The organism is Brevibacterium gallinarum (genome assembly GCF_014836885.1).
In the GTDB taxonomy this organism is placed as follows: domain Bacteria; phylum Actinomycetota; class Actinomycetes; order Actinomycetales; family Brevibacteriaceae; genus Brevibacterium; species Brevibacterium gallinarum.
Map to the genome: position 1 here is coordinate 1 of NZ_JACSPY010000002.1, position 11,061 is coordinate 11,061.

The window sequence follows — 11,061 nt, forward strand, 5'->3', positions numbered from 1 at the left end:
CGAGGGTGGTCTACCCATGTCTGACTCTCCTTCAGGACCTACATAACGGCCCTGCCACTAAGTCTGACGCGCGACAGTTGGGCGCGGACGGCCTGTGAGCTGGTTCTGGCCGGTGGTGATACGGATCTGCGCATCTTGGGGTGTGGACGAGGTATTGGAGTCGCGGAGTGGCGGTGGGGTCGCCTAAGCTGGTTGGCATGTTGGTTTACGGCACTGCTTCGCTGCGTCTGCGCAGCCGCTAACGGCGGCGAGCACCCTCCACAGGTTGTTGCTCCCGCCCCCGGCGTCACGGCCGGGCGGCTCTTAAGCGTGCCCGGCTCCGCAACAACCACGGAGCAAACAGTGTCTACCTATCGAGGTGGCCGTCATGAGCACGGCCAGAACTTCCTGACTGACCCATCCACCATTGCCACGATCACACGGCTCGTGGCTGCCACCGAGGGCCCGATCATCGAGATCGGCCCCGGTGACGGAGCACTCACCACCCCGCTAGCCCGGCTTGGGCGACCGGTGACAGCCGTCGAGATCGACACCCGACTCGCCCGACGCTTGACCCAACGACTCCCACCGCACGTGGAGGTTGTCGCCGACGACTTCCTGACCTACCGGCTTCCCACGTCTGCGCATGTGCTCGTCGGCAACCTGCCATTTCACCAGACCACAGCCATACTGCGACGCATCCTGCACGCACCCGCATGGACCGATGCAATCGTGCTCGTGCAATGGGAAGTCGCGCGGCGCAGAGCAGGAGTTGGCGGTGCCACGATGATGACCGCACAATGGGCGCCCTGGTTCACCTTCACGCTGCACAGTCGTGTTCCAGCCCGCGCGTTCACCCCACGTCCGGGAGTCGACGGCGGAATCCTCACCCTTCACCGCCGCGAACACCCGCTGGTGTCCCCGGCACGGCGGCGCCAGTTCCACGCCTTGGTCCACCGCGTCTACACCGGTCCCGGCCGCGGGCTCGCCCAGATCCTCGCACGCACCACCGCACTCAGCTCACCACAGGCGGCACAGGCATGGCTGAGGGGCCACGGTATGACCGCTGCCGGACTGCCGAAGGACCTGCCCGTCGAGGCATGGGTGGACTTGTTCAAGACCACGGGCTCCTCGCCACCGTCCCGCCGCACGCAGTCGTCCTCAGGAAGGCGGCGGCGATGAGCATCGACCCCTCGTGGCGAGTCTGCCCTGACGAGACCACCCCCAGCCATGCGTGCCCGACCGAGACAGCCGCACACCATGCAGCACGGCTCCTCGCTCAAGACCCCGGACGGGATTGGCGACTTCGTGACCTTGCCGACCTCGTGCACCTGTCCACGTCACAACTGGGCAGGGCCTTCAGCCAAAGCTTCGGGATGCCGCCCATCCAGTACCTGGCTCACGTTCGAGCCCACAGACTGGCCGAGCTCCTGGTCGAAACCGACCTTCCGATCGGTGTCGCCATGACACGGGTCGGGTGGCGCAGCCGCGGCCACGCCGCACGACAGTTCACCGCCATCATCGGGGTCAGTCCATCCGCGTACCGACTCACCGCGACCCAACGAGCAAGCCTGAAATGCCCGTGCTGTGGACAGCGAAGCGAGCTACCCCGATGACAGCCACAGAGCGCTCTGGCCTCGGCCCTGCCAGGACAGAGATCCGTGACACGGTCATTCGGATGCGGGCCGATCTCGCTCACCGGTGGACCTTGGCCGAACTCGCACAGGATGCACACCTGTCGCGGTCACGGCTCGGGGGCCTGTTCGTGAATCAGTTCGGCGTCCCGCCGATCATGCTGCTGGCTCGGTTGCGGGTGCGGGAGATGGCACGGCTGTTGCGGGAGTCGGATATGACGGTCGATCAGATCGAGGTCCGGGTGGGGTGGAGGAATCGAGGCCATGCGGCGGAGCAGTTCGCCAAGCTCATGGGAGTCACCCCGACCGCGTATCGGGCCGATTACCGGCAGCGGACCCGACAGACGGCAGATGACCTGACCGGTTGCTTGTGGTGCGGACAACCCCTTTCCGCCACCGACGATGACCGGAAAACGCGCAGATCGGACGGTGATCCGCTCATCCATGACTGATCTGCTCGACATGTACCCCTCACCTGGAGTATCAGTGGAGGCCCACCGCGACGGGGTCTTCTTGGGGTCGTGGTGCGCACCTGCAGAGTGAACCGTCAGTGGGACCCCGGTATCGGGGGCCGCTGCGAGGCTGTACGGATCGTGCATCTTTGGGTTGGGTTGCACGGTGGGGGAAATTTTCCCCCGCCGTGAACCACCCCACCCGACATCGTCCCGCCATGTTCCGGCGGAGCGAGCGGTGCCGGAAATTTGCCGGAACCGTCACCACCACCGGCTTCCTTTCGGGAGTGAGGTGCCCACCTGTGGGGCATGAGGTATGCGCGCACCACACCGAACGGGCGCAGGTTGATCGCCGAACCCGTGCCCCGGGGCAAGCCGGACATGGACCGGCTGGTCGCGCTGGTGCTGCACCTGGACGATTGTCTCCACGCCCACACCCCGCAGCCCGAACCCGATGCAGGCCCGACGACGAGGACCACCGATCATGACGACCACCGCCGACACGAAGACCCTGAACATGCCAGGTGAGGGGCGGGTGACGGCGGTGACCTACCAGCGAGTCTCCACCAAGGAACAAGCCACCACCGGCGGGCATGACGAAGGATTCTCCATCCCGGCCCAGCGAGAGGCGAACCGCCGCAAAGCCGAAACCCTCGGCGCCCAGGTGGTCGCTGAGTTCGTTGACGCCGGCGAGTCAGCCAGGTCGGCGAAGCGGCCCGAGCTGCAACGAATGCTCGCCTACATCGCGACCCATCAAGTCACCTACTGCATCGTGCACAAGGTCGATCGGCTGGCCCGCAACCGGCTCGATGACGTCGACATCCACCGCCACCTCATCGACGCCGGCGTCCAGTTGGTCTCCGCCACCGAGAACATCGACGAAACCCCCTCCGGCATGCTGCTGCACGGCATCATGTCCTCGATCGCGGAGTTCTACTCCCGCAACCTCGCCGCCGAAGTCACCAAAGGCATGACCCAAAAAGTCGCCGCAGGCGGCACCCCGAGCCGGGCACCCATCGGCTACCTCAACATCCGACGCAAGGACGAGCACGGCTGGGAGTACCGCACCGTCGAGATCGACCCCGACAGGGCACCCCTCATCCGCTGGGTGTTCGACACCCACGCCAAATGCGAACACACCGTCCCCGACCTCCTCGCCGAAGCCACCGCCCGAGGATTGACCACCGTCCCCACCCCGAAACGACCATCTGGACCCGTCGGGCGGTCCACGTTTTTCAAACTCTTGCGCAACCCGTACTACATCGGGCAGGTCCGCTACCAAGGCGCCCTCCACCCCGGCGCCCACGAACCCATCGTCGACCCCGAGACCTGGCTGCAGGTCCAGACCCTCCTGGACACCCGCGTCACCGCCGGAGAACGCCGCCGCAAACACGACCACTACCTCAAAGGCACCCTGTACTGCGGCACCTGCAACGCCCGGTTGCAGCTCGACTACGCCCGCAACAAACAAGGCATCCGCTACGCCTACTACATCTGCACCGGCCGAGCCACCAAACGCACCCGCTGCACGAGGAAGGCCGTGCCCGTCGGCATCGCCGAACAACTCGTCACCGACTGCTACCAACACATCGCCATCACCCCGACCACCTACGCACAGCTCGCGCAGCGAGTCGAGGCCGCCTTCGATGAGCGCCTGGCTGAACGGTCCCAGACCATCACCGACCTCACCACCAGCAAGCACCGGCTGGAAGCCGAAGCGGACAAGCTCCTCGAAGCCCACTTCGCCGACGCCATCGACCTACCAACGTTGAAACGGCACCAAGACCGGATCAGGATCGCCCTGGCCGACGTCAGCAAACGGCTGGAAGCCGAACGACACGACCACGAAAGCCCCCGCCAACACCTCGCCACCGCCCTACGACTACTCGCCGACTGCGCCAAGATGTATGCCCGCACCGACGACCACGGCAAACGGCTCGCCAACCAAGCCTTCTACCAGCGCATCCTCATCACCGAAGACGAAAAAGCGGCGATCCAGCTCAACGAGCCGTTCGCCGCCCTCACACCAACATCAACCGATGTCAGGTGTTCTAGTACATCCAATCTGGTGGAGGTAAGGGGACTCGAACCCCTAACCCTCTGCTTGCAAAGCAGATGCGCTACCAATTGCGCCATACCCCCAAGGGTGGGTCTATTCTACACCTGGTCAGTGTAGGACGACCACTGTTCGTGCTGCCGGCGGCGGTGGCCCCGGAACACCACCAGCACTCCTGCAAGAGCAGAGAGGACGCCGGTCAGCGTCAACCACTTCTTCACGTCATCTCCCGATGTCCGTTTCGAATGATTGCGTGGGCCTAAGAGGACTTGAACCTCTGACCTCTTCGTTATCAGCGAAGCGCTCTAACCGCCTGAGCTATAGGCCCGTGTGGGATGACCCGAGGAACCAATATACACACTGCCCCCGGTCAGTGCAAAATCGGCTTCTGACCTGCAATGCAGGGGCCGGCGCGACGCTCGCTGCGCCGCACCGGCCTGTGCTGAGGATGGTTGCCGATCAGTCGTCGGTGAGCTTGAGGTGGAAGCCGCCGACGAGCGTCGATCCGATGTTGTACAGGAACGCGAACAGCGTCGACAGCGCGGTCATCAGCACCATGTTCACCAGCGCGAGGATGACGGCGAAGGACAGCACGCGTCCGAGGCTGAACATGCCGATGACCTTGTCGGCACCCTCGGTGCCGGCCAGCTCGGTCAGCGTCGACTGGATGCCGCTGAGCGTGCCGGTGGCCTGCAGCACGAGCCACAGCACGAGGGCTGCGATGACCGTGGCGATGCCGATCGCCAGCGACAGCAGGAACGACATCTTCATGACCGACCACGGGTCCACGGTGGCGACGGTGAGCCGCACGGTGCGCGGGCCCTTCTTCTTCGTCTTGCCGCTCATCCGCACCGGTCCCGCCGAGGCGCGCACGGAGCCGTCAGCCGTAGCGGCCTGCTCCTCCCGGATGCCGGCGATGCGCGCAGTGCCCGAGGGCCCGGAACCCGACGCTTCCGCGCCGCGCGGACCCGATCCGGTCGTCTGGTTCGGTCCTGAGCCCACTGCCGAGGCGGCGGTCCCGCTGGGATTGCTGCCCGCCTCGGTGCCGGAGCCGGCCTTGAGCCGGGTGGTGCCCGCCTTGACGCTGCGCGGCTTGCCCTCCCCGCTGCCGGGGTGCTTGCCGCTGGAGACGGCAGTGCTCGTCGTCGTCTTCGCCGCGTTCGAGGCGGAGGTCTCGGAGCTGTTGCCGTTGCCGCTGGCAGACAGGCGGGTCGAGCCGGAGGATGCCCGGATCACCTTGGCGGGTTTCTGTTCGCTGTCAGTCATGCTTGTCCTTCATCCTCGCGCGCCACCTCTGCGGCTTCGGCTGCCGCCTCGGCCTCAGCATCGACCGGGGTCTCGGCTTCGTCCTCGACGACCTTCTCCGGGCCGCGGGTGACGGCGATGATGCGATCGTTCTTTCCCGGTTTCGCAAATACTACTCCCATAGTATTGCGTCCCTTGGCAGGCACCTCGTCGATCGAGGACCGGACCACTTTACCGCGCTCCATGACGACGAGCACCTCCTCGCCGTCGGAGACGATGAGCCCGCCGACCAGATCGCCGCGCTGTTCGGTGATCTTGGCGACCTTGATGCCGAAGCCGCCGCGGCCCTGCAGCCGGTACTCCTCGATCGGGGTGCGCTTGGCGAATCCGGCTTCGGTGACGACGAAGACGTAGCTGTCGGGAGTCATGACATCCATCGTCAGCAGCTGATCGTCGTCCTTGAACTTCATGCCGGTGACACCCGAGGTGGCACGGCCGATCGGCCGGATCGACTCATCGCTTGCCTTGAACCGGATCGACATGCCCTTCCGGGAGACGAGCAGCAGATCGTCCTCAGGTGAGACGAGGCGAGCGGAGACGAGCTCATCGGGCACACCGGGGGTGATCTCACGCAGGTTGATCGCGATGACCCCGCCGGTGCGGTTGGAGTCGTATTCGACCAGCCGGGTCTTCTTCACCAGGCCGGACTTCGTCGCCAGTGCGAGGTATTCGGCTTCGTCGTAGTCGCGGATCGACAGCACCTGGGCGATCGTCTCGTCCGGCTGCAGCGCCAGCAGGTTCGCCACGTGCTGGCCCTTGGCGTCACGGGATCCCTCGGGCAGCTCATAGGCCTTGGCACGGTAGACCCGGCCGGTGTTGGTGAAGAACAGCAGCCAGTTGTGCGTCGAAGTGACGAAGAAGTGGTCAACGACGTCATCGCCGCGCAGCCGCGCACCGGTGATGCCCTTGCCGCCGCGATGCTGGGCGCGATAGAGCGCCGACTGGGTGCGCTTGGCGTACCCGCCGCGGGTGATCGTGACGACGACCTCCTCCTCGGGGATGAGGTCCTCCATCGAGACATCGCCGTCGAAGCCGGCGAGGATCCGGGTGCGGCGGTCATCGCCGTAGCGGTCGACGATGTCCTGCAGCTCCTCGGAGACGATCTCGCGCTGCCGGGCCGGGGTGTCGAGGATGTGGTGGTACTCCTTGATGAGCTCCTCGATCTTCTTGGCCTCTTCTTCGATCTTGAGGCGTTCGAGGGCGGCCAGCCGGCGCAGCTGCAGGTCGAGGATCGCGTTCGCCTGGATCTCGTCGACATCGAGCAGCTCCATCAGTCCGCTGCGCGCCTCATCGGACGACGGTGAGCGGCGGATGAGCGCGATGACCTCGTCGAGGGCGTTGAGGGCCTTGAGGTAGCCGCGCAGGATGTGGGCGCGCTCCTCAGCCTTCTTCAGGCGGAACTTCGTGCGCCGGACGATGACGTCGATCTGGTGCTTGACCCACAGCCGCAGGAACGCGTCGATCGACAGGGTGCGCGGCACATTGTCGACCAGGGCGAGCATATTGGCTGAGAAGTTCTCCTGCAGCGAGGTGTGCTTGTACAGGTTGTTGAGCACGACCTTGGCCACGGCGTCGCGCTTGAGCACGATGACCAGTCGCTGGCCGACACGGCCGGAGGACTCATCACGCAGGTCGGCGATGCCGGCGACCTTGCCGTCCTTGACGTAGGAGGCGATCTTGGTGGCCAGCGAGTCGGGGTTGACGAGGTAGGGCAGCTCCGTGACGACGAGGCAGGTCCGTCCCTGGATCTCCTCGACCTCGACGACGGCGCGCTGGGTGATCGACCCGCGGCCGGTGCGGTAGGCGTCGTCGATGCCCTTGCGGCCGAGGATGGTCGCGCCGTTGGGGAAGTCGGGACCCTGCACGATGCCGAGGATCGCTTCGAGGGCTTCGTCCTTCTCCGCCTCGGGGTTGGCCAGCAGCCATTGGGCAGCCTTGGCGACCTCGCGCAGATTGTGCGGCGGGATGTTCGTCGCCATGCCAACGGCGATGCCGGCCGAGCCGTTGACGAGCAGGTTGGGGAACCGGGCAGGCAGGTAGACCGGCTCGGTGTTGCGCCCGTCGTAGTTGTCCTGGAAGTCGACGGTGTCCTCTTCGATGTCGCGGACCATCTCCATGGCCAGCGGCGCCATCCGGCACTCGGTGTATCGCGGGGCTGCGGCACCGTCGTCGCCGGCGGAGCCGAAGTTGCCCTGCCCGGCGATGAGCGGGTAGCGCATCGACCACGGCTGCACGAGGCGCACGAGCGCATCGTAGATCGCCGTGTCGCCGTGCGGGTGGTAGTGGCCCATGACATCGCCGACGACGCGCGAGCACTTGTTGAAGGACCGGTCCGGCCGGTAGCCGCCGTCGTACATCGCGTAGAGCACGCGGCGGTGGACGGGCTTGAGGCCGTCGCGCACATCCGGCAGCGCACGCCCGACGATGACGCTCATCGCGTAGTCGAGGTAGGAGCGCTGCATCTCCAGATTGAGGTCGACCTTCTCGACGCGGGCGGCGACGGGGGTGCCGGTCTCCGGGGAGATCACGGGGCCGTCCTCGGGCTGCTGGTCGCCTGGCTGGGTGTTGTCAGTGTCATCGGCCACGGGGCTGTTTACCTCTTGTATTCGTCAGTCGTGTGCAGAAACTCTTCGGTGGCATCCGGCCTGCTGCTCCGCTCCCGAGGCGGTGGGAGCCTGGGAGGCCGGCGGCAGGCCGGGCCGGTGGATCAGATGTCGAGGAACCGGACGTCCTTGGCGTTCTCCTGGATGAACTGGCGGCGGGATTCGACATCCTCACCCATGAGCACGGCGAAGATCTCATCGGCCTTCATCGCGTCATCGAGGGTGACCTGCTTGAGCAGCCGGTAGTCCGGGTTCATCGTCGTGTCCCACAGTTCGCTGTAGTTCATCTCGCCCAGGCCCTTGTAGCGCTGGATCGCCTGATCCTTCGGCAGCCGCTTGCCCGAGGCGCGGCCGTCGGTGAGCAGGGCGTCGCGCTCCCGGTCGGAGTAGGCGTATTCGTGTTCGGCGTTCGACCACTTGATCCGGTACAGCGGCGGGGTCGCCAGGTACACGTAGCCGTGCTCGACCAGCGGGCGCATGTAGCGGAAGATGAGCGTCAGCAGCAGCGTGGCGATGTGCTGGCCGTCGACATCGGCGTCGGCCATCAGCACGATCTTGTGATAGCGCAGCTTGTCGAGGTCGAACTCCTCGCCGATCCCGGTGCCGAAGGCGGTGATGAGCGACTGCACCTCCTGGTTGCCCAGGGCGCGGTCGAGGCGGGCCTTCTCGACGTTGAGGATCTTGCCGCGGATCGGCAGGATCGCCTGGTGGATCGCGTCACGGCCCTGCAGCGCCGAACCGCCGGCGGAGTCGCCCTCGACGATGAAGATCTCCGAGACGGTCGGGTCCTTCGACTGGCAGTCGCGCAGCTTGCCGGGCATGCCGGAGGATTCGAGCAGGCCCTTGCGGCGGGTGGCCTCGCGGGCCTTGCGGGCGGCCATCCGGGCCTGCGAGGCCTGGATCGCCTTGCGCACGACCTCCTTGGCCTGGGCCGGGTTCGATTCGAGCCAGTGGCCGAGCTCATCGCGGACGATGCGCTGGACAAAGCTCTTGGCTTCGGAGTTGCCCAGCTTCGTCTTCGTCTGGCCTTCGAACTGCGGCTCGCCGAGCTTGACGGACACGACGGCGGTCAGTCCCTCGCGCACATCGTCGCCGGTGAGGTTGGCGTCCTTCTCCCGCAGCAGCTTCTGCTCGCGGGCGTAGGCGTTGATGAGGCTGGTGAGTGCGGTGCGGAAGCCCTCCTCATGGGTGCCGCCCTCATGCGTGTTGATGGTGTTGGCGTAGGTGTGGACGGATTCGGCGTACGAGCTGGTCCACTGCATGGCGACCTCGAGCGCGATCTGCTGCTCGGTGTCCTCGGCTTCGAAGGCGATGACGTCGTCGTGGACGACTTCGGTCTTCTTCGTCGCCGTCAGGTGCTGGACGTAGTCGAGCAGTCCGTTCTCGTACAGGTAGGTGACGCTGCGCGGCTTGACCTCGGCGGTGTCCTCGGCTTCGAGCTGGACGTCGTCGTCGTCGATCTCCTCGGCTCGCTCATCGGTCAGCGAGATCTTCAGGCCCTTGTTGAGGAAGGCCATCTGCTGGAACCGGGAGCGCAGCACCTCGAAGGTGAATTCGGTGGTGTCGAAGATCTCCGGGTCCGGCCAGAAGGTGATGATGGTGCCGGTCCTGTCGGTCTGCTCGCCCTTGGTGACTTCACCGGTGGGCACGCCGCGGCGGTAGTCCTGCCGCCACACATGGCCATCGCGGTGGACCTCGGCGTCGAGGCGTTCGGACAGGGCGTTGACGACAGAGGAGCCCACCCCGTGCAGACCGCCGGAGACGGCGTACCCGCCGCCGCCGAACTTGCCGCCGGCGTGCAGGATCGTCAGCACGACCTGCAGCGTCGGGATGCCCTCGGTCGGGTGCATGGCCACCGGGATGCCGCGGCCGTTGTCGGTGACCTGAACGGAGCCGTCGGCGCGGATGACGACCTCGATGTGGTCGCAGTATCCGGCCAGTGCCTCGTCGACGGAGTTGTCGACGATTTCGTAGACAAGGTGGTGCAGGCCGCGTTCGGAGGTGGAGCCGATGTACATGCCAGGCCGTTTGCGAACCGCTTCGAGTCCTTCGAGAACGGTGATATCACCGGCATCGTATTCCCGGTTCTCCTCAGTAGCCATGTGTCTCCTTGTCGCAGTTGAACAACCCTGTCCATTCTACCTGCTCGCGCGGCGAGATCATGCCCTGCGCGGCCCGCAATCGGCCTTTTTCCATGTTTTCAGGCCCGCAAACGTACTCCGACTCGTCTCAGGGGCTCTCAGCGGCTCTCAACGCGGTCTGCGGACTCGCGATTCCGGTTCAGGCCAGCACCTGGAGATGGTGCCACACGCCCCAGGCGCTCAGGGCGGTGAATCCGGCCATCGTGAGGAGCATGAGCACGATCCACACGCCGGCCGGCACGCCAGTGGCACGGGCGAGGAGCGCGGCATCGGACTGACCGCGATCGCCGCGGGCGTGGGCGGCGAGCAGGTTGCCGAATGCCTTCCACGCCCCGAGGAGCAGGAAGAGCCCGGCGCCGAGTGCGGCATAGGAGGCGATCACCGGTGCTGCCCAGAACACCAGGAAGCCGGCGAGTGCGGCGGTCAGTGCGGTGACGGCCACCGCGAGGAACCCCCGCATGAAGACGAGCGAGATGACGAGCAGCACGGCCGCGGCCGCCAGGGCTGGGGCCGGATAGCCGAACAGGGCGGCGAAGATGAGCAGCGAGCCGATGAGTGCCGGTGCCGGGTAGCCCCAGAAGGTCATCCACGGCGCCGAGGTGCCGGTCCCGCGGGAGAGCGCGAGCCCGGATTGGTCGGGTGCGATGCGGATCGCCAGTGATCTGCGGCCGAGCATGAGTCCGGCGAAGCCGTGCCCGAGTTCGTGGACGACGGTGACGATGAGGCCGGTCATCCGCCACATCGCGCGCGGAATGACGAGCACGGCGGCGATGATCGCGCCGATGAGCAGGAAGACGAGGGTGCCGTGCGCCGGCGGGGTGTGGGCGGTCAGCCGCTCGAGCAGCTCGCCGCTGCGCAGCTGGGCAAGGAGGATGGTGACAGGCATATCGC

7 protein-coding genes, 2 tRNA genes and 1 pseudogene are annotated in these 11,061 nt (G+C 66.1%); 4 read left to right on the forward strand and 6 right to left on the reverse strand.

Annotation, left to right across the window (positions count from 1 at the left end; genetic code table 11):
• Positions 1-342 precede the first annotated feature (342 nt).
• From erm to H9634_RS02245, 4 genes and pseudogenes are all read left to right on the forward strand, one after another.
• Entirely contained in the window at positions 343-1,161 is an 819-nt protein-coding gene (gene erm, locus H9634_RS02230) for a 23S ribosomal RNA methyltransferase Erm (RefSeq protein WP_191725198.1), read from the forward strand.
• Positions 1,158-1,595, forward strand: a complete 438-nt coding sequence (locus tag H9634_RS14970) for a helix-turn-helix transcriptional regulator (RefSeq protein WP_061942726.1) — start codon at positions 1,158-1,160, stop codon at positions 1,593-1,595. Before erm ends, H9634_RS14970 begins: the two co-directional genes overlap by 4 nt.
• A gap of 62 nt (positions 1,596-1,657) precedes the next feature.
• Complete coding sequence (locus H9634_RS02240) at positions 1,658-2,065, forward strand: helix-turn-helix domain-containing protein (protein ID WP_191725199.1); 408 nt, start codon at positions 1,658-1,660, stop codon at positions 2,063-2,065.
• 517 nt (positions 2,066-2,582) lie between these two features.
• Positions 2,583-3,581: pseudogene (locus H9634_RS02245) on the forward strand (recombinase family protein); the annotation flags it as partial.
• Between the two features lie 550 nt (positions 3,582-4,131).
• Here H9634_RS02245 and H9634_RS02250 read toward each other — a convergent pair.
• The 6 genes from H9634_RS02250 to H9634_RS02275 all read right to left on the reverse strand — a co-directional run bounded on the left by H9634_RS02250 (position 4,132) and on the right by H9634_RS02275 (position 11,056).
• Positions 4,132-4,207 (reverse strand) — tRNA-Ala (locus H9634_RS02250).
• Positions 4,208-4,375: 168 nt separating this feature from the next.
• Positions 4,376-4,449, reverse strand: a tRNA-Ile gene (locus H9634_RS02255).
• 131 nt (positions 4,450-4,580) lie between these two features.
• On the reverse strand, positions 4,581-5,387 hold the full coding sequence (locus H9634_RS14405; protein WP_225210514.1) for a DUF3566 domain-containing protein: 807 nt from the start codon (positions 5,385-5,387) through the stop codon (positions 4,581-4,583).
• Positions 5,384-7,951 carry a DNA gyrase subunit A gene (gyrA, locus tag H9634_RS02265; protein ID WP_318244988.1) on the reverse strand — a complete coding sequence of 856 codons (2,568 nt, stop codon included), beginning with the start codon at positions 7,949-7,951 and terminating at the stop codon, positions 5,384-5,386. The genes H9634_RS14405 and gyrA overlap by 4 nt, the downstream gene beginning before the upstream one ends.
• Positions 7,952-8,133: 182 nt before the next feature.
• The gene (gene gyrB / locus H9634_RS02270; RefSeq protein WP_191725201.1) at positions 8,134-10,131 is read right to left on the reverse strand and encodes a DNA topoisomerase (ATP-hydrolyzing) subunit B; all 1,998 of its coding nucleotides are present in this window, start codon (positions 10,129-10,131) and stop codon (positions 8,134-8,136) included.
• A gap of 178 nt (positions 10,132-10,309) precedes the next feature.
• Positions 10,310-11,056: a M50 family metallopeptidase gene (locus tag H9634_RS02275; RefSeq protein ID WP_191725202.1), complete on the reverse strand. Its 747-nt coding sequence runs from the start codon at positions 11,054-11,056 to the stop codon at positions 10,310-10,312.
• Positions 11,057-11,061 lie beyond the last annotated feature (5 nt).

Coding starts and splice junctions, on each gene's coding strand:
- H9634_RS14405 (WP_225210514.1), bottom strand. CDS start 5,387: ATGACTGACAGCGAACAGAAACCCGCCAAGGTGATCCGGGCATCCTCC.
- H9634_RS14970 (WP_061942726.1), top strand. CDS start 1,158: ATGAGCATCGACCCCTCGTGGCGAGTCTGCCCTGACGAGACCACCCCC.
- H9634_RS02275 (WP_191725202.1), bottom strand. CDS start 11,056: ATGCCTGTCACCATCCTCCTTGCCCAGCTGCGCAGCGGCGAGCTGCTC.
- H9634_RS02240 (WP_191725199.1), top strand. CDS start 1,658: ATGCGGGCCGATCTCGCTCACCGGTGGACCTTGGCCGAACTCGCACAG.
- gyrB (WP_191725201.1), bottom strand. CDS start 10,131: ATGGCTACTGAGGAGAACCGGGAATACGATGCCGGTGATATCACCGTT.